This is a genomic window from Tamlana sp. s12, from assembly GCF_016767215.1.
Lineage (GTDB): Bacteria > Bacteroidota > Bacteroidia > Flavobacteriales > Flavobacteriaceae > Pseudotamlana > Pseudotamlana agarivorans.
The window spans coordinates 205,276-229,356 of record NZ_CP068547.1 but is presented as its reverse complement, the minus strand read 5'-3'; the positions used below and the strand labels follow the sequence as shown (position 1 = coordinate 229,356).

Annotated in this window: 23 protein-coding genes; 9 read left to right on the top strand and 14 right to left on the bottom strand. The window is 35.7% G+C overall.

Features of this window, described 5'->3' with window-relative positions; all coding sequences use genetic code 11:
* Positions 1–3: 3 nt before the first annotated feature.
* From JJL45_RS01010 to JJL45_RS00975, 8 genes are all read right to left on the bottom strand, one after another.
* The gene (locus tag JJL45_RS01010; RefSeq protein ID WP_068601332.1) at positions 4–390 is read right to left on the bottom strand and encodes a hypothetical protein; all 387 of its coding nucleotides are present in this window, start codon (positions 388–390) and stop codon (positions 4–6) included.
* Between the two features lie 24 nt (positions 391–414).
* A complete protein-coding gene (gene sufB / locus JJL45_RS01005; protein ID WP_068601335.1) occupies positions 415–1,863 on the bottom strand; it encodes a Fe-S cluster assembly protein SufB in 1,449 nt (482 codons plus the stop codon).
* Positions 1,864–1,902: 39 nt separating this feature from the next.
* The gene (locus JJL45_RS01000) at positions 1,903–2,274 is read right to left on the bottom strand and encodes a four helix bundle protein (RefSeq protein WP_068601337.1); all 372 of its coding nucleotides are present in this window, start codon (positions 2,272–2,274) and stop codon (positions 1,903–1,905) included.
* Between the two features lie 42 nt (positions 2,275–2,316).
* Entirely contained in the window at positions 2,317–2,646 is a 330-nt protein-coding gene (locus tag JJL45_RS00995; protein ID WP_067144901.1) for a HesB/IscA family protein, read from the bottom strand.
* Between the two features lie 197 nt (positions 2,647–2,843).
* Positions 2,844–3,908, bottom strand: a complete 1,065-nt coding sequence (locus JJL45_RS00990; RefSeq protein WP_082935834.1) for a cytochrome-c peroxidase — start codon at positions 3,906–3,908, stop codon at positions 2,844–2,846.
* A 3-nt stretch (positions 3,909–3,911) separates the two neighbouring features.
* Complete coding sequence (locus JJL45_RS00985) at positions 3,912–4,682, bottom strand: MbnP family protein (RefSeq protein WP_068601339.1); 771 nt, start codon at positions 4,680–4,682, stop codon at positions 3,912–3,914.
* Position 4,683: 1 nt separating this feature from the next.
* Positions 4,684–6,024, bottom strand: a complete 1,341-nt coding sequence (locus JJL45_RS00980; protein WP_068601341.1) for a hypothetical protein — start codon at positions 6,022–6,024, stop codon at positions 4,684–4,686.
* 8 nt (positions 6,025–6,032) lie between these two features.
* Positions 6,033–7,352 carry a choice-of-anchor B family protein gene (locus tag JJL45_RS00975; protein ID WP_242521402.1) on the bottom strand — a complete coding sequence of 440 codons (1,320 nt, stop codon included), beginning with the start codon at positions 7,350–7,352 and terminating at the stop codon, positions 6,033–6,035.
* A gap of 118 nt (positions 7,353–7,470) precedes the next feature.
* Between JJL45_RS00975 and thiL the strand changes: the two genes are divergently transcribed.
* Complete coding sequence (thiL, locus tag JJL45_RS00970) at positions 7,471–8,517, top strand: thiamine-phosphate kinase (RefSeq protein WP_068601343.1); 1,047 nt, start codon at positions 7,471–7,473, stop codon at positions 8,515–8,517.
* A 29-nt stretch (positions 8,518–8,546) separates the two neighbouring features.
* Here thiL and JJL45_RS00965 read toward each other — a convergent pair whose 3' ends face one another.
* The 3 genes from JJL45_RS00965 to JJL45_RS00955 all read right to left on the bottom strand — a co-directional run bounded on the left by JJL45_RS00965 (position 8,547) and on the right by JJL45_RS00955 (position 10,369).
* Entirely contained in the window at positions 8,547–8,822 is a 276-nt protein-coding gene (locus tag JJL45_RS00965; RefSeq protein WP_067144896.1) for a hypothetical protein, read from the bottom strand.
* Positions 8,823–8,884: 62 nt separating this feature from the next.
* A complete protein-coding gene (locus JJL45_RS00960) occupies positions 8,885–9,661 on the bottom strand; it encodes an alpha/beta fold hydrolase (RefSeq protein ID WP_068601345.1) in 777 nt (258 codons plus the stop codon).
* 51 nt (positions 9,662–9,712) lie between these two features.
* On the bottom strand, positions 9,713–10,369 hold the full coding sequence (locus JJL45_RS00955) for a hypothetical protein (protein WP_067144894.1): 657 nt from the start codon (positions 10,367–10,369) through the stop codon (positions 9,713–9,715).
* 108 nt (positions 10,370–10,477) lie between these two features.
* On the opposite strand from JJL45_RS00955, the gene JJL45_RS00950 reads away from it, so the two are divergent.
* Entirely contained in the window at positions 10,478–11,800 is a 1,323-nt protein-coding gene (locus JJL45_RS00950) for an aspartate kinase (RefSeq protein WP_068601760.1), read from the top strand.
* Positions 11,801–11,910: 110 nt separating this feature from the next.
* Here JJL45_RS00950 and JJL45_RS00945 read toward each other — a convergent pair whose 3' ends face one another.
* Positions 11,911–13,203 (bottom strand): aminopeptidase P family protein, encoded by a 1,293-nt coding sequence (locus tag JJL45_RS00945; RefSeq protein WP_068601347.1) that lies wholly within the window; start codon positions 13,201–13,203, stop codon positions 11,911–11,913.
* Between the two features lie 112 nt (positions 13,204–13,315).
* Between JJL45_RS00945 and JJL45_RS00940 the strand changes: the two genes are divergently transcribed.
* From JJL45_RS00940 to JJL45_RS00915, 6 genes are all read left to right on the top strand, one after another.
* Entirely contained in the window at positions 13,316–15,184 is a 1,869-nt protein-coding gene (locus JJL45_RS00940) for a zinc-dependent metalloprotease (protein WP_068601349.1), read from the top strand.
* A gap of 139 nt (positions 15,185–15,323) precedes the next feature.
* Positions 15,324–16,004, top strand: coding sequence for a succinate dehydrogenase cytochrome b subunit (locus tag JJL45_RS00935; protein WP_068601351.1), 681 nt, complete (start codon positions 15,324–15,326; stop codon positions 16,002–16,004).
* Between the two features lie 11 nt (positions 16,005–16,015).
* Complete coding sequence (locus tag JJL45_RS00930; protein ID WP_202664210.1) at positions 16,016–18,028, top strand: fumarate reductase/succinate dehydrogenase flavoprotein subunit; 2,013 nt, start codon at positions 16,016–16,018, stop codon at positions 18,026–18,028.
* Between the two features lie 16 nt (positions 18,029–18,044).
* Positions 18,045–18,788, top strand: a complete 744-nt coding sequence (locus JJL45_RS00925; RefSeq protein WP_067145580.1) for a succinate dehydrogenase/fumarate reductase iron-sulfur subunit — start codon at positions 18,045–18,047, stop codon at positions 18,786–18,788.
* Positions 18,789–18,874: 86 nt separating this feature from the next.
* Entirely contained in the window at positions 18,875–19,798 is a 924-nt protein-coding gene (locus JJL45_RS00920; protein ID WP_068601355.1) for a M28 family peptidase, read from the top strand.
* 229 nt (positions 19,799–20,027) lie between these two features.
* Positions 20,028–20,378: a hypothetical protein gene (locus tag JJL45_RS00915; RefSeq protein WP_068601357.1), complete on the top strand. Its 351-nt coding sequence runs from the start codon at positions 20,028–20,030 to the stop codon at positions 20,376–20,378.
* Between the two features lie 44 nt (positions 20,379–20,422).
* Here the strand turns inward: JJL45_RS00915 and JJL45_RS00910 are convergent, their stop codons facing one another.
* Together JJL45_RS00910 and JJL45_RS00905 are read right to left on the bottom strand one after the other, a co-directional pair.
* The gene (locus tag JJL45_RS00910) at positions 20,423–21,181 is read right to left on the bottom strand and encodes a LytR/AlgR family response regulator transcription factor (RefSeq protein ID WP_068601359.1); all 759 of its coding nucleotides are present in this window, start codon (positions 21,179–21,181) and stop codon (positions 20,423–20,425) included.
* A 3-nt stretch (positions 21,182–21,184) separates the two neighbouring features.
* Positions 21,185–23,212, bottom strand: a complete 2,028-nt coding sequence (locus JJL45_RS00905; RefSeq protein ID WP_068601361.1) for a histidine kinase — start codon at positions 23,210–23,212, stop codon at positions 21,185–21,187.
* Between the two features lie 348 nt (positions 23,213–23,560).
* Between JJL45_RS00905 and JJL45_RS00900 the strand changes: the two genes are divergently transcribed.
* A complete protein-coding gene (locus JJL45_RS00900; RefSeq protein ID WP_202664209.1) occupies positions 23,561–23,887 on the top strand; it encodes a hypothetical protein in 327 nt (108 codons plus the stop codon).
* Positions 23,888–24,081 lie beyond the last annotated feature (194 nt).

The window sequence follows — 24,081 nt, the reverse complement described above, 5'->3', positions numbered from 1 at the left end:
CTTCTATTCGTTTCCTATTTTTACAACTTCGTTATTTTCTTTCGGGTTAGGTGTTACTTTAAGTATTTCTACAATTTCAACCTTATTTTTCCAAAGTATAACGTCGTCTTTTTGATCTGTAACTTTTCCTTTAATCTCCACTAAAACCATATCTGTTGGTTTTGTTTTGATTTTATCTGCTTTGCTATTAAGCTCCTTTAATTTTTCGGAGTCTAAAACACCATATATTTTACGGTGTGTTTGGATAACCCCAGCACCGTCAAAATACACAAATTCACCTTTTATGGTTGTGAGTTCGTCGTCGCTATAAACAGTGTTCTCTGTTTTAGATTCAGATTTACAGCTTATAAATGCTGTAAGAATTAATGTGATAAAAAATAATTTTTTCATTTTAAATCGCTATAGATTCCTGTTTTATCCTACACTACCTTCTAAACTAATTTCTAATAATTTTTGTGCTTCAACAGCGAATTCCATTGGAAGTTTATTTAAAACCTCTTTACTAAATCCGTTTACAATTAAAGCAATCGCCTTTTCAGTATCGATACCACGTTGGTTACAGTAGAAAATTTGATCTTCACCAATTTTACTTGTTGTAGCTTCGTGCTCGATTTTAGCCGTTTTATTTTTAGCTTCTATATATGGGAACGTGTGTGCACCACATTCGTTACCCATAAGTAAACTATCACATTGTGAAAAGTTACGGGCGTTTTCTGCTCTAGAATTAATTTGAACTAAACCACGGTAACTGTTTTGTGATTTTCCTGCCGAAATTCCTTTAGAAATAATGGTCGACTTGGTGTTTTTTCCCAAGTGAATCATTTTTGTTCCTGTATCGGCTTGTTGGTAATTGTTAGTTACTGCGATTGAATAAAATTCACCTACCGAGTTATCACCTTTTAAAATACATGATGGATATTTCCAAGTTACTGCCGAACCGGTTTCTACTTGTGTCCATGAAATTTTTGCGTTTTTCTCACATAAACCACGTTTGGTTACGAAGTTGTAAACACCACCTTTACCTTCGGCATTTCCTGGGAACCAGTTTTGAACAGTAGAGTATTTAATTTCGGCATCGTCTAAAGCAATAAGCTCCACAACGGCGGCGTGTAATTGGTTTTCATCTCTACTTGGTGCTGTACAGCCTTCTAAGTAACTTACATAACTCCCTTCATCAGCAATAACTAGCGTACGTTCAAATTGTCCGGTTCCTGCTTGGTTAATTCTGAAATAAGTTGATAATTCCATTGGACATTTTACGCCTTTTGGAATGTAACAGAAAGAACCATCACTAAACACGGCCGAGTTTAAAGCGGCATAGAAATTATCTTTCTGAGGCACTACAGTCCCTAAATATTTTTTCACTAATTCTGGATGCTCTTTAATAGCCTCAGAAATACTCATGAAAATAATACCTTTTTCTCCTAAAGTTTTCTTGAATGTTGTAGCAACAGAAACAGAATCGACGACCACATCCATGGCTACGCCTGCTAATTTCTTTTGTTCATCAAGAGAAATACCTAGCTTTTCGAAAGTCGCTAATAATTCTGGATCTACTTCATCAATGCTATCGTACTTAGGCTTGCTGTTTGGGGCAGAATAATATGAAATCCCTTGAAAATCTGGTTTTGTATAATGTACGTTTGCCCATTCTGGCTCTGTCATTTCTTTCCAAACTCTAAAAGCTTCAAGTCTCCAATCGGTCATCCATTGTGGCTCCTCTTTCTTTTTCGAAATAGCGCGTACAATATCTTCGTTTAACCCATTAGGAAACGTGTCAGATTCAATATCGGTATAAAACCCGTATTCGTATTCTTTGGTTTTTAGCTCCTCGCGTAAATCATCCTCGGTATACTTGCTCATATTTTTAATAATATTGTTGTAAAGTTGAAAGTAAGCATGTTATAAAGTTGAGTTTAGGTATTTTATTAACCCGCTTATCAGTTTTGAAACTTCGTTTACTTTTAACTTTAATTTTTCAAATTGTTCATTTGTTAAATAGCTTAAATCAAAACTTAAATATAATTGAGAACGAAATTCTCCAGCTGATGCTTTTGCTATATATAAAAAACGAATGAACTCTTTTGTTGTTTCTCTTTCAAAACCTTCAGCTATGTTTGAAGAAATTGAAATACTTGATCTTCTTATTTGGTCTCTTAATCCAAAATCTTTAGAAAAAGAGGTATTATTAATTGTTAACTTATAAATTTCACTATTTAATTCTCTTGCTTTTTGCCACGAAAGGATTTCTTCAAAAGAATTAATTTTCGCCATTGACTTTATTACTTTTTAACTTTTAACATTCTAACTTGAGAGTTACAGCGAAAATGATTCGCCACAACCACAAGTTCGGTTGGCATTTGGATTGTTAAAAACAAATCCTGTTCCGTTTAATCCACCAGAATATTCTAAAGTGGTGCCAATTAGATATAAAAAGCTTTTTTTGTCAACAATGATTTTTACGCCATTGTCTTCAAATACTTTGTCATCATCTTGTTGTTCTTTGTCGAATTTTAAATCGTACGACAAACCAGAACAACCACCGCTTTTCACTCCAACGCGCACATAATCGGTTGAGGCGTCATAACCATCATCGGTCATAAGCTCAATCACTTTCTTTTTAGCAGTTTCAGAAACTTTTATCATAATTTATGTTCGATTTTATCATGTTATATTTATTGTTGTACATGGCAACTACTATCTATAAAAATCAGTGGTTAAAATTATATTAATTTATTCTATTTAAACCTATTTTTAAAATAGAGTGCAAATATACAATATAAGTCATGCATTACCACATAACCTAACATTATATTAGTTAATAGTTTCATAGTTTTTTGTTATTATTTGTTAATAGAAGAATTATTAACAAATTCATAATCAGATAGGGAAAGTAGAAATTTTTTTAAATCGGCTTTGTCTTTATCCGATAAATTTACACCACCATTTGCCACTTTTTTCATGAGCGGATCTATGGTTGCTGAATTTTTTAAACCTTCGCTGTAGTGGTTGATAACGTCTTCCAAAGTTAGGAAGCGTCCGTCATGCATGTAAGGCGCCGTAAATGCTAAGTTTCTAAGCGATGGTGTTTTAAATTTGCCATGATCGGCAGGGTCGCCGGTTATCGCGCCTAGTCCCAGATCTTTAAAGTTTTCATCTAAACCGTTGTTATGGAATATGTTGTCTGTCCATAACGGATTTTTATCACTGCCGTGGCAATGAAAACAATCGCCGCGTTTTTCGTCCATAAAGACCTCAAATCCGTTGCGTTCTTCGGGGGTTAAATCGGCTTCACCAAGTAAATATTTGTCAAATTTTGAATTCGCAGAAATTAGGCTGCGTTCAAATTGTGCTATAGCTTTTCCAACCAAAACCGAATCAATTTTTGAAGTTCCAAAGGCTTTTTCAAAGAGCTCAGGATATTCGGCATGTTGCTGTAATTTGTTTTCAACGACGGGCCATGTGTTTTGCATCTCCAAGGGATCTGTAACCGGAACAAATACTTGATGTTCTAAGCTAAAGGTTTTGCCGTCCCAGAAAAAAAGTTCGTCGTAATTCCAAGCTAAATTAAAAAGAGGCATGGCATTTCTACTTCCTAAAGTTCCGTTTACCCCCGAGCTGATGCTTTCGGAATCTGAAAATGCCAGTTCTGGCGCATGACAATTGGCACAGGCTAAACTATTGTCTACCGATAAAATAGGGTCGAAAAAAAGTTTTTTACCAAGTGCAATACCTTCTACAGTTTGGGGATTGTTTGCTGGTATGACCGGTGATAAAATAAGCGATTCAAATAAAGGTGGAATATTTAAAGGGCTAGGCGTGGGGACATAGCTAGCTTCATTTTCTTTAGAGCAAGCTGTGCTTATGAAAATGATAATGGTAAAAAGATATGTCGGCCATTTTTTCAAAGTTTAAAACGGATTTACAGATTCTAAACTGAAGACGTTTTGACGATTTTGATACATCATCATTTGTGCATCAGAATTAGGCATCAGCATGTTGTTTAGTTGATTTAAATCCCAAGTATTCGGATTTTTAAACCATTCGGCAATATTCATGTTAATATTAAAATTTGTGGTCTGACTCAGATTAACAGCTCCTATATCAACAGTAAAAAAGGTGTCTTCAAAAACCAATGGCGATTGGGTGTTGTCCACCGCTCTTATGTAGTGATACGCATAGCCTGTTTCAGTATTGGTTGCATCTATAAACTTGCCTTCTAGTTGCATAAAATGGTAACCGCCACCAAGCATCTCTGGTACGTTCCATGATGCCGAATTCAAATCGGTGTAATTCATGTAATTATCTTCATTATTAAAACCAAAAGTGAAATATACATGGCTGTATTCTCCTGGTGGTATGGTGTTATTTGGTGTGAGAGACAGGGTGTTTTCTTGGGTTAAATCGACAAGAAAATGGTCGTCAAACGTAAAATATTCGCCATTTGGTTTTTCAAAAGTAATCCTAGAAATGAGGTAGCGTAATTTTGAAATACTAAGTAGTTCTCCATGAGCATTGGTGAATTCTAAGCTGTTAAAATCGGAAGCTGTTACAGGCGTGTCGTCCCATGAATGGCTAAAATTGAATGTGACTGAAGTCGGAAAAACCTCATCATCTAAATCTTTATGGCATGAGCATAGGATCATACATAGGAGGCAGGTTGTAGCAAGTATTTTATTCATGTTATTGTTTTAGTTTGAAAAGTAGTAAATCTGAAAACCCTTTGTTAGAAGGGATGTCTTCGTTGGAACTGTTCGATTCTCCAACGCCGATAATGTTATTGTTATTAAGTTCGATGGCATCAAATGCTAAATCAATAGCGCTTCCGCCAATAGTTTTTTCCCAAATCAAGTTTCCTGAAGCATCGATTTTTATAATCCATGCATCATTTTGGCCTTTGTTTTCCGAAACATCGCCATCTATACTTCTCGAGTTTCCTGAAATAATAAAGCCTTGATCTTGCGTTTTAGAAATAGAGCGACCTGAGTCGAAACTTGTTCCGCCATAAGTTTTTTCCCAAATGAGTGTCCCGTCTGGCGATATTTTAATTACCCATAAATCGGCTGCACCATGATTATAACTAACGTCTAAATCGTCACTTCTAGTATCGCCTACTATCATATAATGGCCATCATGGGTTGATGTTATAGAAAAGGCTTCGTCGATACCAGTACCTCCAAAAGATTTTTCCCAAATTAAAGTGCCTGTGGCGTTTATTTTTACCACCCAAAAATCGTAAGACCCTTTGTTGTTGTTTATGTCTACATCATCACTATCGGAGGATCCTACAATGAGATATCCCAGGTCTTCGGTTTGAACGACATCGTACGGTGTATCGGTAAATGTTCCGCCGTAATAATGGCTCCATTGTTTTTCTCCTAAATGATTTAGTTTTATCGCCCAATAATCACCTCCAGCATGTCGTTTTGCAAAGGCTAATTTGCTAATGCCTTCACCGCCTGATGCTGTAACGTCTAGGTCACCAATAAGGAGGTAGCCCCCATCTGCTGTTTGAATGACTTTTCTACCATTATCTGGCCCTGAAAAGCCAAACGATTTTTCCCAAAGGATATCTCCGGTCGTATTAAGTTTAGTCATCCAAAAATCTGTAGCGCCGTTATTTTCCGAGACATCGCGATCGCTGCTTTGACTATAACCAAAAATAGCATAGCCGCCATCTAATGTTAGAATGCAGCTTGCGCCTCTATCGTCCATGCTACCGCCATATGATTTCTGCCATTCAAGCTCATCATTTTGATTAAATTTTAGAAGCCAATAGTCAAACGAATCGTCGGGTTTATTGGTAACATCGCGATCGTTGCTTTGTGTATACCCAAAAACAGCATAGCCGCCATCGTTGGTTTTAATGATAGATTTCCCGCTTTCATTTAAGGAGCCGCCAAAAGTTTTTACAAGGTCAATATCACCAGGAGTGTAGTCTGGCTTTTCTTGATGGTCGTCGTTATTAGAGCAGCTTGATGCGTAGAGGCAAACCAGAGTAATTAAAATTTTTAAATAACGCATAGGTTAAATTACAGGTCTTTTTTTCTTATCACAAACAAGCCACGGTTAATATCGCTTACAATAATATTGCCGCTAGGAAAAAACGGATACACACTCCAAGCCCCATTAAAACTAGTGTTATCGTTTTCTGGGTACGTATCGAAATAGCCAGTTTCAGAAATAGTTTTGCCTTCAATATTTGAAATGTTGATTTCACGAAAACCAGCTGTATAACTTGCTTGGTAATAAACATCTTCTTTAACATACCCATTGTGGTCTATAGCCGCTGTTGGTCCTAGGTAATCCATGTGGTATTTAGGGGCTTCCAAGTCGGTGAAATCGAAAATAATGGTTCTGGTTTGGTTACCAAGGTTAACCTCGTCTAACTCATCTCCTAGAATAAAATAAGTCATATCTTCAGTAAACCAACCTTGATGGGTGTAGCCTACATTATTATAAGTTATAGATGATATTTTTAATGGGTTAGATTTATCTGTAACATCAACAATAACCACTTCATTTTCATTACTACCAATAAGGATTTCTCTATTAGCATACCGTGTATCAGGACCATTGTAGGTAATCACCTGGGCATCATGAGCGTAGCCAGGAAATCCGCCAGCATCGGTTGGGTTTATTGGGTCTTGAATATTTATGAAAAGCGGCCCACCAGCATAAGTGCCCGATCTCGTCGTGCCAACAGCATAGGCGAAACCAGATGCTTCGTTGATAACCATATTGTGAGCGCTACCAAAACCTGTGTAACGGCTATCGGCAGTGAATGTTTCGGGAGGATTACTCACATTTCTAAGTCTGGTAAGATCGAAAATTTGCATGCCATGATCGCTAGCATTATCAGCCACGATATATGCATGGTTGTTGTATACTTTTACATCACGCCAAGAGCTGTTAATGGTGGCTGTAGGTAATTTACCAAGGAAAACAGGTTCGTTTGGCTGGCTAATGTCTACAAAAGAAACACCACTAGAAGCGCAAAACAAAGCATATTCCTTTTGTGTTGTTGGGTCGGTCCATCCCCAGCAATCTGTTCCGGAAGCACCAGTTTCAGCCAGTGTTTCAATAGGCATATGAGCCATTAAATTGTATTCTTGACAAGGATAGATATCTGCAAAACCGTCTTCGCAATAAGCAAGTGGTTCAAAAGGATAATCGGTGTCGCAAGCATCGCCTATACCATCGTTGTCACTGTCTTCCTGGTCTTGATTTGCAGTTTCTGGGCAGTTATCGTTTTCATCTTCAATACCATCGCCATCACTATCAGTAATCTCGGTTGGATCGTCAATAGATTCTGTTTTGCAGGAATATGTTGTTACTAATAATAGGAACACGAAAACAAAGGTTAGGTATTTGGAGATTCTTTTCAAGGTGTTTTTTATTAATTAACTAAAAAGGTTTTGTTTTGTGATAAAGGTAGTAAAAACAAAAATAGCTTCTTATTTTTGCATCATGATAGAAGATAAGAATCAACAACGGACGCCATTAAGTGCATTAGGTGAATTTGGGTTAATAGAGCATTTAACTCAAAACTTCAAGATTAAGCAAACTTCAACAATAAAAGGTATAGGTGATGATGCTGCTGTTTTAAATTTTGATAATAAACGTGTTGTAGTAAGCACCGATTTATTGGTGGAAGGTGTGCATTTTGATTTAAGTTATGCGCCATTGAAGCATTTAGGCTATAAGTCGGTCGTTGTAAATTTGTCTGATATTTACGCTATGAATGCCAAAGCGACTCAGATTACGGTTTCTATCGCGGTTTCCAACCGTTTTCCGTTGGAGGCTTTGGAAGCATTATACGATGGCATTGAGACAGCTGCTAGCATATATAATGTTGATGTTATTGGTGGCGATACCACCTCTTCGACTTCTGGATTACTAATTTCTGTGACGGCTATAGGCGAAGTTGAAGCTGAACAAGAAGTATATAGAAGTGGTGCTAAACCTAATGATTTGCTAGTGGTTTCGGGCGATTTAGGTGCGGCATATATGGGCTTGCAAGTGCTTGAAAGAGAGAAGGAAGTTTATAAAGTGAATCCTAATAATCAACCAGATTTAGAGCCTTACACTTATATTATCGAAAGGCAATTAAAACCTGAAGCTCGAAAAGATATCCCTAAATTGTTATCTGAATTGGGTGTTAAACCAAGCTCTATGATTGATGTTAGTGATGGGCTATCATCAGAAATCATACATATTTGTAAACAAAGTGATGTGGGGTGCGATTTATATGAAGAAAAAATTCCTTTAGATCCTCAAGTGATTTCTACCTGTGAGGAGTTCAATATTGATAGTACTACCGTGGCGTTAAATGGAGGAGAAGATTATGAGTTGTTATTCACAATTTCTCAGGAAGACTATCCTAAAATTAAGGCCAATCCAAATTTTACGGTTATTGGTTATATGAAGGAAGCTAAAGAAGGCTTGCATTTAGTGACCAGAGCAGATACTCGAATTCCGATTAAAGCTCAAGGCTGGAAAAATTTTACTGAATAAACAAGCGTTAAGAGGGAAGACCTGCTTGTTTAAACTTGCTGATAAACCGAAGTGTTCATCACTTTTTCTTTTAAACGCTCTGTTTTTGATTGGTAAACGCGTTCTAAAATGGCGTTAATTTCTCGAAAAGTTGGTGTTAATTCGGTTAAATTCCCGTTGCTATCTGTGGTTAATTCTTTTTTACAGTTTTTGCAGCGGTACTCTTTTACATGAGAGGTTACATTTTTAGAAACCTGATACTCATGATTAAAAAGTGTGCAATACATTTTTGGAATTAACGCTAGTTTGTTTGACGTTATTTTCATGGTTTTTTGGTTTGGGGTGCTTTAAATGTATAAAAGAAATCCAAACAAAACGACAAAGAGCGTTATTTTTCGACGAAATGCATTATTTCGTGTAGTAATTCACTTTCATTTTCAATAAAACTCATATGGCCATCGGGAAAGGTGACCAGTTTTACTTGGGTGCCTTCAACTTGTTCTAAAATAGTATTATAATCTAAAACAGGATCTTTTTTTCCAGCAATAATCATTTTTTTAAAGGGAGTAAAATGAAGTAGTGCTTCGCGATCATCTCTGATTTTCATACCTTCTAAAGCAGCTACAATACCTTGTAAAGGCGTTTTTTGAGCACTGGCTATTAGTTCTTTTATTCTTTCCTTAAATACAATTCGGTTTTTGGGACGGAATAAGTTCGTAACGGCTATTTTAATAAAAGTTTCGTGATTTTTTTTAACCACTTCAATAGTGCGTTCTCTATTTATTTTTCTTTCAGTACTATCGGCACTAGCAGTGGAATTTAATAGGCAAAGCCCTTTTAAATCGTCTGGCTTTTTTTCCGCGAAAGCGAGTGCTACATAGCCACCCATCGAATGCCCAATCATGGTTGAGCGTCTAATACGCAAATGTTTAAGGACAGCTTCAACAGCTTCGGCCATTTGTTCCATAGTATGTACATAACCTAAGCAGCCAGTTTGGCCATGACCTAGCAAATCGATACAAATAACTCTGAATTTTTTAGATAATTCTGGTTGTAACTGTTTCCATATTTGGGTGCTTTCTAAAAAGCCGTGAAGCAACACTAAAGCACTGCCTTTTCCAGAATCGGTATAGTGAATGTTGGTGCCTTTAAAATCTAAATTCATACCCTCAATTGTGAATGGCAAAGATAAAAGATAGCTAGGAAAAATCTAATTTTATGATTTCACACGCTTTATAGCTGTAAATGCCTTGTCTACATATTCATCTTCCACTAAAATGGTAAATTCGTTGGTGGTAGAAATCACTTCATACATGACCACACCATCCCAAGCTAAGCGTTTAAAAAAGTGATAATACAAACCTGCTATTTTAGAGTTGTCTTGAGGTAAGTTAATGCTAATGGCCGATAAACCTTCCTGAACAGCCAATAAAGTTTCACCTTTAAGTTCGTCTTTGATAAAATCGTTTAAGCTGCTCGAAATAATTAGATTGCTTTCATGAATCCCTCTCGTGAAGGTGTAAAAGGGTTTCGATTCCGTTTTAATGCGCTCCAGAATTTTGGAATGATTGTCTATTAAAGTATCGGAGTTTTTTACGGTAAAATCGGTAAGATTTGAGCGCACCGTGATATCACCTAAATTCTGAATGGCTTTTTTCATTTTTACAGAATTTGATAAAGTCGCAGGCGGATTGTATCGGCGTAACGCCATCATGATGGCTCCTGGTTTAACATCCTTTTTCAGCATTTTGCTTATCGGTTCTACCAGTTCGATGGCTAAAGCGCTAAAATTTATGATGTTTCTTGATAAGGCTTCTTCTAAATAAGGTTGCGTGATTAAAATGTCTTCAACACAATTCGATACCGTTTTCATGAATACTTTATGTTAATTATTTAACAATATGTGTAAAAATAAACTTTTTTTTTAATAAACATCGTGGTTACGCAAATGAATTATAATTTCGCGGTCAAATTAATGACCATGAAAGTATTAAAATTTGGAGGAACCTCGGTAGGTTCGGTGGTAAATATGGCCAACGTTAAAAATATTATTAACGATGGTGAGAAAAAGGTAGTTGTGCTTTCAGCTATGTCTGGAACTACAAATCAATTGGTAGCTATTGGGCAGGATATAAAATCAGGAAATGTAACTGATGCGGTTGCAAAAGTTTCTGCACTACATGAAAATTACAAAGTGGTTATCGATGATTTGTTGCAGAATGAAGCATTGAATGCAGAGGTGAAGATTTATGTTGCTGAAGTTTTTAACTTACTAGAACAAGCTACTGCAAAACCTTTTTCTGAAACATTAGCCAATCAAATTGTGGCTCAAGGTGAATTGCTTTCAACTTATATGTTTAATGCCTATTTGAATCAAGAAGGTGTGAGTTCGGCGTTGTTGCCTGCTTTAAGCTTTATGCGTATTGATGAAAATAAGGAGCCAGACATCGCTTATATTAAAGAAAACTTTAAAGCGGTTTTTGAGGCGACTAAAGATTCTCAAATTTACATCACTCAAGGTTTTATTTGTTTAGATACTGAAGGGGAGATTTCAAACTTACAACGTGGTGGAAGTGATTATACGGCTACCATTATTGGTGCTGCTTTTATTGCTGATGAAGTTCAAATTTGGACTGACATTGACGGGATGCATAATAATGATCCAAGACATGTTGAAAATACACATCCAATTTCAAACCTGTCATTCGATGAAGCTGCCGAGTTAGCTTACTTTGGTGCTAAAATATTACACCCACAAACGGTAACTCCTGTTAGAGCCGATAATATTCCAGTACGTTTAAAAAATACGATGGAACCTTCTGCTCATGGTACCTTAATTTCTAATATTACAACGGGTGATGGTATTAAAGCTATTGCTGCTAAAGATGGTATTACGGCTATAAAAATTAAGTCGGCCAGAATGTTACAAGCACATGGTTTCTTAAAGAAAGTCTTTGAAATTTTTGAGACTTATAAAACGTCTATTGATATGATTACTACTTCGGAAGTAGCTGTATCTCTAACTATAGATGATGACTCTAATTTGGATGCTATTTTAGTTGAATTAGATAAAATTGCAACTATTGAAGTGGATAAAAACCAAAGCATAGTATGTTTGGTAGGGCATGAAGTTGTAAATCATGATGATACTTTCAAGTTGTTTAAAATATTACAAGATGTAAAAATTAGAATGATTTCCTACGGAGGGAGTCAAAACAATATTTCTCTGTTAATTGATTCTGAAGATAAAATTAACACGCTGCAAAAACTCAACGATTATTTATTTGAATTAGTCACTCTTTAAAAATATTTCTCAGTATTTGTATGCGAAAAGAGGCTGTCTTGTTTATCAAGCAGCCTCTTTCTTTTTATGTGATTCTAGGAAAATAGAATGGAATACCTTTTTAGTAGGTATTAAGCATTCATAATATCCTCTATTTCTTCAACTTCAATAGGAATGTTTTTCATAAGATTTACGGGAGCTCCAGTTTCTTGAATGACTAAATCATCTTCAAGTCGAATACCAAAACCTTCATTAGGAATATAAATGCCAGGTTCAACCGTAAAGACCATATTAGGCTCCATCGGATCTGTTAAAATGCCGTAATCGTGGGTGTCTAATCCAATATGGTGTGAGGTACCATGCATAAAGTATTTCTTGTATGCCGGCCATTCTGGGTTTTCATTTTGTACATCAGCTTTGTCTAGTAAACCTAGACCGAGTAATTCGCTAGTCATTAATTTACCAACCTCAACATGGTACTGTGCCCAATCGGTTCCCGGAATAAGCATGCTTTCAGCTTGTTTTTTCACGTTTAAAACGGCGTTGTAAACATCTTTTTGGCGGCTAGTAAACTTACCTGACACAGGAACACTACGTGTCATGTCACTAGAATAATTAGCGTATTCAGCACCTACATCCATTAAAATAAGCTCGCCAGCTTTACACTGTTGGTTGTTTTCAACATAATGCAAAACATTAGCATTGTTTCCAGAAGCGATAATAGGGGTGTAAGCGAATTTTTTCGAACGATTACGTAAAAACTCGTGCATAAATTCGGCTTCAATTTCATGTTCCCAAACGCCTGGTTTAACAAAATTTAAAATACGACGAAATCCTTTTTCAGTAATGTTACATGCTTGTTGGATTAAGTCAATTTCAATAGGGTCCTTAACCGATCGTAAGCGTTGTAAAATAGGATTGCTTTTAGCTACACGGTGTGCAGGGTATTTGTCTTTTAACCATTTGGTGTATCGATCTTCACGAGTTTCAACATCAACATTTGCACGATAATGCTCGTTGGTGTTTATATAAACCGTGTCGCATTGGGTCATGATTTCAAACATGATTTTTTCCATGTCTTGTAACCAATAAACGGTTTTTATTCCGCTAGTTTCAAAGGCTTTTTCTTTAGTTAATTTTTCGCCTTCCCAAATGGCAATATGTTCATTGGTTTCTTTAAGGAATAAAATCTCACGGTGTTTCTCTTTTGGGCAGTCAGGAAAAAGAACTAAAATACTTTCTTCTTGGTCTACGCCACTTAAGAAAAAGATGTCGCGATGTTGTTCAAAAGGTAGGGTACTGTCTGCACTTACTGGATAAATATCATTTGAATTAAAAACAGCTAAACTGTTAGGAAGCATTTTTGCTTTAAAATTTTCACGATTTTTTACAAATAGCTTACTATTAATAGGTGTGTATTTCATTTTTATTGGAAATTTAAAAGGAGGATAAAAGTAATGATTCTAGATAAATTATACAGTATTATTTAGTATTTTTGATGGTAACACATTCGTTATTAATTAAATACATGGTATTATGGGGATTAAAAAAAATACTTTCGTAACAATAAACTTCGTTTGGCTCTTAATTTTTCTTACAGGTCCATTCGTTTTTTCTCAAGTTTATTTCAAAGAAGTTGCCTTAGAGCAGCAAGTTAAACAGTCAGATTTGATTGTTGAAGGCAAAGTGATTTCAAAGACATCATTTTGGGGTGATGATGATCATATTTATACAAAAAATACGATTGAAGTTTATAAGGTTTTTAAAGGAAAACATGTGTCCACGGTCGAAGTGATTACAAGGGGAGGAACTGTGGGCTACGATTGCCAGTTGGTAACCCATAGTTTGCAGTTAAAACCCAAAGATTTGGGAGTGTTTACACTGATAAAAAGTGGTCAAGTTGGTGTTAAGGAAGCAGAGTTTTTTAAAGTATACAGTGGTGTTCAAGGGTTTTATAAATATAATTTGTATAAAGATGTAGTTGCAAATGTTTTTACGGCCAAGTCTGGTATCGTTAAAGGGTTTTATAAAACCCTTTCTAATTATACTCAAATGAATTATATCGAGGTAAAACCGTTTAATGTTTCGGATGAAACTTCCAAATTAGTCCAATCTAAGCAGGAGTTGGTTCCAACAGGAATAACTTTTTCGCCTTCCAGTACTACAGCTGGCACGCGTTCTACTATTACCATTTCCCTTGCAAGTGGTGCTACGGGTAATTTTGGGAGTGCTCGAGGTAAAGTGAGTTTTAGAGATGCCGATACCGGTGGTGAAGATGATATGGGCAATGCGGTTTTTATTGATGCGCTAGATTCCCAAATTTTAAGTTGGTCACCAACGTCTATTGTAGTTGAGGTTCCTGCTAAAGCGGGTACAGGAAGTATACGTGTAACCGATGCTGGTTTTAAAGTTATTGAGTCGGCAGCTGATTTAACAATAACCTATGCTTTGTTGAATGTTGTTTTTAATATTGATGCTGGAAGCGGATTACAGGATTATGCTTTTCCGACACGGCTTGTAAATAACGATGGCAGTGGCGGCTATGAATTTGATTTAGAAACCAGTTTTAATGCTGATAATGAGCATCCTGGGGCAAAAGATAATTTTTTTACGGCTTTAGAGACTTGGCGTTGTGAAACTGGTGTTAATTTTAGTATTGATGGCGTGTCTTCTGTTGATGTAGCCGATATCACCGACGGTGTGAACATTATTCGCTTCGATAATGGTAATGAATTGCCTGACGGTACTTTAGGTAATACTTCATATTCCTTCACACTTTGTGCCAGTCAGAATGATGTTTTAAATGATTCAGAAGTGTTTCCAACAGCTATAGACATGGTCTTTGATAACGAAACCAATTGGTATTTTGGAAGTGGGTCGCCAGGTTTTTCAGTTGATTTTCAAAGTGTAGCTTTACATGAAATTGGACATGCCCATCAATTGGGGCATGTTATTAAAGAATTTAATGATGTGATGCATTACTCAACATCACTTGGAGAACAAATACGAGATCTATCAAATGAAAATCGCATGGCGGCAAATACTATTCAAGCAGAAAGTGAAGCAAGTCTTCCTTTTTCATCTTGTTTTGGAGGGCGAACTGCTATGATTGGTGTAAGTCAGTCCAATTGCCTTCTTGGAGTTAGTTCAAATAATATTAATAATGTGGCCTTAAAGTTTTATCCTAATCCCACCAACGGTATACTTTATATGCAGGGCGGAGATAATAGTAGAGTAGAAAGTTTATTAATTTACGATTTAAGCGGTAGAACCGTTTTTGAAAAAGCAGCTTTTACACCCTCTAATCAAGAAGCTATCGATCTTTCTGCCATCTCAAGAGGCGTGTATTTCGTTAAGGTTTCTGGAAAGAATGGGGAGTTGACTAAAAAAATCATAGTAGAGTAAGTAGGAAAACTACGTATTTTGTAAGTATAAATACTTAGTTAATTATAATGATTCTAAATAACAAAAACATGACAAATGTTATTTGCCTATAATTTGGTTCTGAACTACCTTTGCTAGAATCTTAAAAATAACTTAACTAATGAGCGGATTTTTTAAATCTTCGATAGGAAGAAAGGTAGCCATGGCGCTTTCTGCATTCTTCCTCATGTTTTTCTTACTTCAGCATTTTGCTATTAATATTTTATCGGTTTTCAGCCCCGAACTTTTTAATGAAGTGTCTCACTTTATGGGGACAAACCCATTAATACAATTTGCTTTACAACCTGTTTTACTTTTTGGTGTGATTTTTCATTTCGTAATGGGATTCATATTAGAAATAAAAAACAAAAAAGCAAATGGTGTAGCCTATGCTAAAAATAATGGTGCTGCAAACTCTACCTGGGTAAGCAGAAACATGATTTGGAGTGGGGTTGCTATTTTAGCTTTCATCATCTTACACTTTATTGATTTTTGGTTTCCTGAAATTAACACGAAGTTCGTTAAAGGCGATTGGTCTGGTACGATGGCGGGTGTAGAAGGGTATCGTTATTATGAAGAATTGGTTCATAAATTCGCAAACCCTGTACGTGTTGGAGCTTATGTGTTGGCCTTTGTGTTTTTAGCGTTACACTTATTACACGGATTTACTTCGGCGTTCCAATCAATGGGAGGTACAGCAGGAAGAAAAAAGACCTTACAAACTATAGGTACAGCATATTCAATAATTATTCCTTTAGGGTTTATTTTTATTGCACTTTACCATCATTTTTTTAACCATTAATCTTCAATAGAATGGCTTTAGATTCAAAAATACCAAAAGGTCCACTTAAAGATAAATGGACAGATTATAAAAATCATATTAATTTAGTAAACCCTGCAAACAAGCGTAATATTGATATTATTGTTGTTGGAACTGGTTTAGCAGGAGGTTCGGCATCTGCAACATTAGCCGAATTAGGATATAATGTAAAAGCATTTGCTTACCAAGATTCTCCACGGCGTGCGCACTCTATTGCAGCACAAGGGGGAATTAATGCAGCAAAAAATTACCAAGGTGATGGCGATTCTAATTACAGATTGTTTTACGATACTGTAAAAGGAGGCGATTACCGATCTCGTGAGGCTAACGTTTACCGTTTGGCTGAGGTTTCAGGAAATATTATCGACCAATGTGTGGCACAAGGGGTTCCTTTTGCACGTGATTATGGTGGATTATTAGATAACCGTTCATTTGGTGGGGTTCTTGTATCAAGAACATTCTACGCAAAAGGACAAACCGGACAACAATTATTACTAGGAGCTTACTCTGCGATGAACAGACAAATTGCTCGTGGTAAAATTGAAATGTTTAACCGTCATGAAATGCTTGACGTTGTTAAAATTGACGGAAAAGCTAGAGGAATTATCGCTCGTAACTTAATTACTGGTGAAATTGAGCGTCACTCGGCTCACGCTGTTGTTATTGCAACAGGTGGTTACGGAAACGTTTATTTCCTTTCAACAAATGCGATGGGTTCTAATGCTACTGCAGCATGGAAAATTCATAAAAAAGGGGCGTATTTCGCAAACCCTTGTTATACACAAATTCACCCAACTTGTATTCCACGTTCGGGAGACTACCAGTCTAAATTAACATTGATGTCGGAGTCTTTACGTAATGATGGTCGTATTTGGGTACCTGCAAAAATCGAAGATGCTAAAGCTATTCAACAAGGGAAATTAAAGCCTACTGAAATTGCTGAAGCAGATCGTGATTATTACTTAGAAAGACGTTACCCTGCCTTTGGTAACTTAGTACCTCGTGATGTAGCATCTAGAGCTGCTAAAGAGCGTTGTGATGCTGGATTTGGTGTTAACGCTACTGGTGAAGCGGTTTATTTAGATTTCGCTTCAGCAATCGAGCGTTACGGTAAAGAACAAGCTAAAATTCATAACATCGCAAATCCTTCTGCAGAGAAAATCTACGAATTAGGACAAGCGATAGTAGAGGCTAAATACGGAAACTTATTCCAAATGTATGAGAAGATCGTCGATCAAAATCCATACAAAACGCCGATGATGATTTATCCTGCAACACACTACACCATGGGTGGTGTTTGGGTTGATTATAACTTAATGACAACGGTTGAAGGTTTATACTGTATTGGTGAAGCTAACTTCTCTGATCACGGTGCAAACAGACTTGGAGCTTCGGCTTTAATGCAAGGTTTAGTCGATGGTTATTTTGTGTTACCTTATACGATAGGTGATTATTTATCTCACGATATTAGAACAGGAAAAATCCCAACAAATACTCCAGAATTTGATGCTGTTGAAAAAGAAGTGAAAGATCGTATCGATTTCTTCATAAACAACAAGGGAACAAAATCTGTAGACTACTTCCACAAAAAACTTGGAAAGGTAATGTGGGATAAAGTAGGGATGTCTAGAAATGCTCAAGGCTTGACTGAAGCTATGGCTGAAATTAAAGCGATTCGTGAGGAATTCTGGAAAGAAGTTAAAGTTCCAGGAAGTGCGAATGAGTTAAATCCTGAATTAGAAAAAGCTGGACGTGTAGCAGATTTCCTTGAATTAGGAGAGTTATTTGCTAAAGATGCTTTAAACAGAGCTGAATCTTGTGGTGGTCACTTTAGAGAAGAGTCTGTTGAGCTTGATGGCGAGCAAGAAGGAGAAGCAAAACGTGACGATGTAAACTATGCATACGTTGCTGCTTGGGAGTATAAAGGAGAGCCTGCAGATGCGGTATTACACAAAGAAGAATTAGAATTTAAAGACATTGAACTGAAACAACGTTCATACAAATAAGATTGACATTATGAATATGAATTTAACACTTAGAATTTGGAGACAAAAAGACTCAAATGCAAAGGGTCAAATGGTCGATTATAAAGTATCTGATATTTCAGAACATATGTCTTTCCTTGAAATGATGGATGTTTTAAACGAACAATTGGTAAACTCTGGTGAAGAGCCAGTAGCTTTCGATCATGATTGTCGTGAAGGAATATGCGGTATGTGTTCTTTATATATTAACGGTGAAGCACACGGTCCAGATAGAGGAGTTACCACGTGCCAGTTACACATGAGAATGTTTAAAGATGGTGATACCATCACTATCGAGCCTTGGAGAGCAGCAGCTTTCCCAGTAATTAAAGATTTAATTGTTGATAGAATGGCTTTTGAGCGTATTCAACACGCTGGAGGGTATATTTCTGTAAATACTTCAGGTAATACGCAAGATGCTAACTCATTACCGATATCTAAAATCGCTGCCGATGAGGCTATGGATGCTGCAACTTGTATTGGTTGTGGGGCTTGTGTGGCGACTTGTAAAAACTCATCTGCCATGTTATTCGTAGGTGCTAAAGTATCGCAATATGCATTATTACCACAAGGTCAGGTTGAAGCTGCCGAACGTGTTAAAAACATGGTTGCACAAATGGATCTTGAAGGTTTTGGTAACTGTACCAACACTGGTGCTTGTGAAGTGGAATGTCCTAAGGGAATTTCATTAGATAATATCGCAAGAATGAATAGAGAACTTATGAAAGCAGCGCTTAAATAAGACGCATTCAATAATAATATGGAGCCCATATCGTTTTTAGATATGGGCTTTTTTGTAAATAATTCCCAAAGTCTATAAAATTCACCATGTTTAGAGCCTATGTAATCACTTACTTTACCGGTTTATGCTTATTTGTAAACCTACATGCTCAAACATCACCTTGTGAGTCTAATTATTTTTCTGAGACGACCTTACTCAAGCATTTAAAATCATTGTCTTCTGATGCTTTTGAAGGGCGACGAACAGGAACGGCTGGAGCTATAAAGGCAAAACAGTTTATTATTAATCAATTTCATGCTTTAGGCGTTTTGCCTTTCACTAAAAATTATGAGCAAAAATTTAGTTTTACAGAAGAAAAGGTCGATTATAAAGCCGTTAACATTCTAGGTGAAATTAAAGGAACCCATTTTTCAGATTCCTATATTGTTATTAGTGCGCATTACGATCACGAAGGAATTAAAAATGGAGAAATCTATAATGGTGCCGATGATAATGCTTCTGGTGTATGTGCGCTTTTTAGTTTCGCCGAATACTTCAAAAAACACCCACCTAAACATTCTGTAATTTTTGCTGCATTTGATGCTGAAGAATTAAATTTGCAGGGTTCCAAATACTTTATGAAGAGTGCCGTTGCTCAGACCACCAAAATAGTACTTAATTTAAACCTGGATATGGTGAGTCGAAGCGAAACCAATACATTATTTGTTGTTGGTACTTCACACAATGCTCGTTTAAAATCGATTTATAAAAAGTCTAATCCTGCCTGTAGTATCATTTTGGAAGCAGGTCATGACGGTCATGATGGCCGAGAGGATTGGACCTATGCTTCAGATCATATGAGTTTCTTTTTGGAAAATATTCCTTTTCTGTATTTTGGAGTCGACGATCATGAAGATTACCATGAACCCACAGATACTTTTGAAAACATTCAGCCTCAATTTTATATCAATGCGGTTAAAACTATGATCAACTATTTTGAGAAAATAGATGATTTAAGGTCTTTTGAATAGGGACTCCTTTACTTGTTATTTTAATTTATAAGAGTCATAATCCTTTTGTTTTACTACCGTTTGTAGCCATGTAACAATAGTTCTATATATTGTTACATATGTGATATCCTTTTCTTTAACTACTTTATACTTTTATATCTGTTGAGATTGACTTCAACTTATTCACAACTAATGCTTTACTGGAGTGTTAGTCCTTTATGTCGGAATATTAATGTAAAAATTGAAGCAGATGAAAAATTTTAAACATATAGAAAACCATATCAATTCCTTTAAGCTTAAAACAGCATCACTTACTTATTTTACTATTTTTTCTAATAGTAAAAAGTCGAATATTGCTAAAAATCTTCCGGTTTCCGAACCGTTAAATGATTTCATTTGGTCGGATCGCTTGGAAAAGGCCTTGTCCTATTTTAATGCTGCAGGGAGTGAATTCAGAAATAATCCAACCCCAGAAAATCACAATAAATATAAAAATGCTACTGAGGTATATTATGATGCTTTGCTGGACAAATATGACTGTATCCCAAGAGCTATTACCGATGATTTAGAAGTAGAACAACCTGCTCTTAGAACAGGTTAAATTTTGGTTGAAGTTGTTTTATTTAGGATGTAATTTGTAACTAGTTATTTAAATCTTAACATGGATTTTAATATGTCGTTAATCTGGGTGCGTTTTTGCCTTGAAACAGGAATTTCGGTGCCATCATTCATTACTAAACTACCTCCATCTTGTTTTAAAATTCCTTTTACGCATTGCGGATTAATTAAATGGGATTGATGTACTCTTAAAAAACCATGTTCACTCAATATATCATCAATTTCTTTTAAAGTTCTGCTAATTAATATTTTGTTTTCATCCTTAAAATAGAAGTTGGTGTAATTGTTGTCAGATTGGCATCTCAGGATGTCTTTAATTTCTACAATATGATACCCTACGCCCGTAGGTAAAGCGATTTTAGAGTGCTCTAAAGTACTTTCTTCTAAATTTTTTTGTAGGATTTGCCATTGCTCATGACTTGTTTTTTTTCGTCGTTTTTCCCAGCTAGATAGGGCCTTAACCATGTTTTGTTCTGTAATGGGTTTTAAAAGATAATTTATCGCGCTGTATTGAAAGGCTCGAATAGCATACCTGTCGTAAGCCGTAGTGAAAATGATATCGAAATCGATTGGTAAGAGTTTGTCTAATAGGGCAAATCCATTTAAATTAGGCATTTCGATATCTAAAAACAATAAGTCTGGCGGATTGTTTAATATATAGTCAAGTCCTAAAATGGGGTTAGTAAATGCTCCTGTTATGGTGTAATCAGCATGCGTTTTTTCAATAAGGTTAGTTAACACATTTACGCAGTGCATCTCGTCGTCAATAATAATGATGTTTGCCATGACTTAAAAGTTGTAAGTTATTATAATTCTCGTGCCTTGAGCGACTCCGTTTTTTTCAAGATCCTCAATTTTTAAATGCATTTTAGAATCGTTTATATGGTTGTAAAGCGACATACGTTCTTGGGTAATATTAGTACCCATAGATTTATGCATTTTTTTAATTTCTCCGCTGGCTTTTCTGCCCACGCCGTTGTCTTCAATAGTTATTCTTAAGGTGTCCTTAGTGTCAAATTTAATCAACAGTCTTTTTTCTAATTTTGTGCTTAAGCTAAGTCCATGCCAAATCGCATTCTCAACAAAGGGTTGTAGTAGTAGGGGCGGTATGGTGTATTGCGATAAGGCTTCTTTTGAAGCCAGTTGAATGTGATATTCAAAACTGTCGCCAATGCGGCTTTTTTCTAAAGATAAGTAAAGCTCTAAAATTTCTAGCTCTTCTTCAACAGTAATGACATCCCTTGTACTATTTTGCAAAATGCTTCTTAATAAAATAGAGAAATTGTCGAGATATGTTACAGCATCGTCATTTCGTGAGGTCATAACAAGGTATTTTAAAGCATTTAAACTGTTGAAAATAAAGTGTGGATTCATCTGCGAACGCAAAGCCAACATCTCCATTTCTCGAATTCGTTCGGTAAATGCTTTTTTTAACTGTTCCTCCTTTTGTTTTTCAATTTTAGAATATAATTGCACTAATTCTTCGGTTTTCTGATGGATTGTTTTATCCAGTTCACGGTGCATGTCTTCTTGTAAAACACGATGGGCTTGTAATTGACTAATTAGTTTTTCATTAGCTTTATCTTTTTCTCGTTGCATAAGAAAAATATTTTCACCAATGGCAATAGAGAAACAAAAAACTTCAAGAAGCAAACCTGCTTGAAAGATGATATTTAGGGAATAAGGAAAATTGAAATAGTTTCCAGGAATAAAATGTATTTCGGTAAAGGCAAGATAAAAAGACAGCACTGCTCCTATAAAAAAGAAAGTCTGCCCAATGATAAAATACTTTAATAAGGGGTGTCTTACCTTTATGATAATCCAAAAAATAAACACCACAGTAAGTGGTAAAATAATGAACCGTACCACTGAAAAAAGAAGTTCTCCGGTATGGGCATCTTTAAAAAAGTAATTAAAAATTACACGTAATGCGACATAGACGAAACAAAATATAGCTAGATAGTAAAGGGATTTGCTTAATAACGTATTGTATTTTTTTACATCCAATAACTGTCTTATAAACAGGATGTAAAATCCAATAAAAGTAAATTGTACAGGGTCAAAAATGTAATAGGACAACATGGGAATATTCGAAAATACATTACCAATCCCTGCGGTTGTTCTATGAAGCGTTAATAATCCATAGAGGATTTGGAAAAATAAATAACCCAAATAGTATAAGTATAACCGGGACCTTAACCGGATCCAAAACACCAATACAAATAGAAATATACATAACAGTGAAATTAAATAGAAATAGATAAATCCTATGGGTTTAGCATGCCTTCTGGTGATGTTGTAAACGGTTTCTAAATATAGGGTTTTAGAAAAAAGATAAGGTGGCTCCTTAATAGTGTCGACAAACTTAGGACTCAGTTTGATATAACAAGTAGCCAACTCTAAGGGCTGTAAATTGATTTTAGTAAAAAAATATTCTTCTTTATTTGCACGCTTCGATAAGGGCACAAACATCCCATTAACGTCATGCCTAATTCGGCCATTAATTTTCGTATAGATATCAATATGAGGACTTGGAAGGTATACGTATGTTTCTATTGCTTTATCCGAGTTGTTTTCAAGGTTAAATCTAATCCAAACAGGCTTTTCCTTAGTAGCGGTAAAGGTTGAATCGTAAGGTCTCCAAGTGGTTTTTTGGCTTATTTCTTCAAAGGAAGTCGTTTTGTTTACGCGAATAGCTTCTACATTTTTATGGTTCTGTAAAGACAATTTAGTGCCTATGGAATCAACATATATCTGAGCAGATAGGCTGTAAATTCCCAAAATGTAAAAAAAAAGAGAAACTACTTTTTTCATCATCTAGCTAATTTAAGCATCCATTTAATAGGATGGTCGTTTTTTTAGTATTCGGTAGGTATTATTTAGTATTCAGTGTTTTAAGTTGAATTTCCGAATTCTAACTTAAAAGTACCAAATTCTAATTATAGGTTTTTATTTACATATGTCCTGTATAAATTTGAATCAGCTTGTTATGAGCAAACTCATGAATTCTAAACAGTAAGTAATCTCCCTAGATGTATTTAATGGTTTAATCTTTTTAAAATATTATCTGAATACTAACTTAAAATGAAAAACATGAAAAATTTAAACAAGACCACCGTTAAAGTTAAAAGCAGTTCGCTGTTTCTTAGAACTTTAAAGTTATTAATGATAACCTGTGTTTCAGGATGCTTTCTTCTAAGCTCATGTGGTAAAGACGATGTGGCTGACGCCCTAGGAATAGGAGGTTGTGACGGTTCTAATTGGGAAGATCAATATGGAAATGCTATAGAGGATCTCAGCCAGGCATCAGCTAATTTAAGTAATAATCCATCAGTTGAAAGCTGTAATGAATACAAAGCTGCTGTATTAAGGTATTATGACGCCTTGGAAGATATTTATGATTGTATCCCAATTTTTGATTACGGTTATGACGAAGCTGTGCAGCAAGCTAAAAAAGAATTAGATGCTATCGATTGTAGTGATTATAATTAATATCATTGAAACTCCCATTGTACAACACAATTTTGAGTTGTGAGGTTCTATAGACCAATCTATAATTTTCTCAGTCGAGCTTTTATATAAGAATTCAAAACATACCCATAAACTTACCTACTTTGAATGGTTTCATAGCTATTACAACTAGAATAATTCGACACCTTATTCTAATGGCTAATAAAACAACTAAA

Excerpts from the sequence above, each read along its gene's own strand:
- JJL45_RS01010 (WP_068601332.1), bottom strand. The coding sequence starts at position 390 with ATGAAAAAATTATTTTTTATCACATTAATTCTTACAGCATTTATAAGC.
- sufB (WP_068601335.1), bottom strand. The coding sequence starts at position 1,863 with ATGAGCAAGTATACCGAGGATGATTTACGCGAGGAGCTAAAAACCAAA.
- JJL45_RS01000 (WP_068601337.1), bottom strand. The coding sequence starts at position 2,274 with ATGGCGAAAATTAATTCTTTTGAAGAAATCCTTTCGTGGCAAAAAGCA.
- JJL45_RS00995 (WP_067144901.1), bottom strand. The coding sequence starts at position 2,646 with ATGATAAAAGTTTCTGAAACTGCTAAAAAGAAAGTGATTGAGCTTATG.
- JJL45_RS00985 (WP_068601339.1), bottom strand. The coding sequence starts at position 4,682 with ATGAATAAAATACTTGCTACAACCTGCCTCCTATGTATGATCCTATGC.
- JJL45_RS00980 (WP_068601341.1), bottom strand. The coding sequence starts at position 6,024 with ATGCGTTATTTAAAAATTTTAATTACTCTGGTTTGCCTCTACGCATCA.
- thiL (WP_068601343.1), top strand. The coding sequence starts at position 7,471 with ATGATAGAAGATAAGAATCAACAACGGACGCCATTAAGTGCATTAGGT.
- JJL45_RS00965 (WP_067144896.1), bottom strand. The coding sequence starts at position 8,822 with ATGAAAATAACGTCAAACAAACTAGCGTTAATTCCAAAAATGTATTGC.
- JJL45_RS00960 (WP_068601345.1), bottom strand. The coding sequence starts at position 9,661 with ATGAATTTAGATTTTAAAGGCACCAACATTCACTATACCGATTCTGGA.
- JJL45_RS00955 (WP_067144894.1), bottom strand. The coding sequence starts at position 10,369 with ATGAAAACGGTATCGAATTGTGTTGAAGACATTTTAATCACGCAACCT.
- JJL45_RS00950 (WP_068601760.1), top strand. The coding sequence starts at position 10,478 with ATGAAAGTATTAAAATTTGGAGGAACCTCGGTAGGTTCGGTGGTAAAT.
- JJL45_RS00945 (WP_068601347.1), bottom strand. The coding sequence starts at position 13,203 with ATGAAATACACACCTATTAATAGTAAGCTATTTGTAAAAAATCGTGAA.
- JJL45_RS00940 (WP_068601349.1), top strand. The coding sequence starts at position 13,316 with ATGGGGATTAAAAAAAATACTTTCGTAACAATAAACTTCGTTTGGCTC.
- JJL45_RS00935 (WP_068601351.1), top strand. The coding sequence starts at position 15,324 with ATGAGCGGATTTTTTAAATCTTCGATAGGAAGAAAGGTAGCCATGGCG.
- JJL45_RS00930 (WP_202664210.1), top strand. The coding sequence starts at position 16,016 with ATGGCTTTAGATTCAAAAATACCAAAAGGTCCACTTAAAGATAAATGG.
- JJL45_RS00925 (WP_067145580.1), top strand. The coding sequence starts at position 18,045 with ATGAATTTAACACTTAGAATTTGGAGACAAAAAGACTCAAATGCAAAG.
- JJL45_RS00920 (WP_068601355.1), top strand. The coding sequence starts at position 18,875 with ATGTTTAGAGCCTATGTAATCACTTACTTTACCGGTTTATGCTTATTT.
- JJL45_RS00915 (WP_068601357.1), top strand. The coding sequence starts at position 20,028 with ATGAAAAATTTTAAACATATAGAAAACCATATCAATTCCTTTAAGCTT.
- JJL45_RS00910 (WP_068601359.1), bottom strand. The coding sequence starts at position 21,181 with ATGGCAAACATCATTATTATTGACGACGAGATGCACTGCGTAAATGTG.
- JJL45_RS00905 (WP_068601361.1), bottom strand. The coding sequence starts at position 23,212 with ATGATGAAAAAAGTAGTTTCTCTTTTTTTTTACATTTTGGGAATTTAC.
- JJL45_RS00900 (WP_202664209.1), top strand. The coding sequence starts at position 23,561 with ATGATAACCTGTGTTTCAGGATGCTTTCTTCTAAGCTCATGTGGTAAA.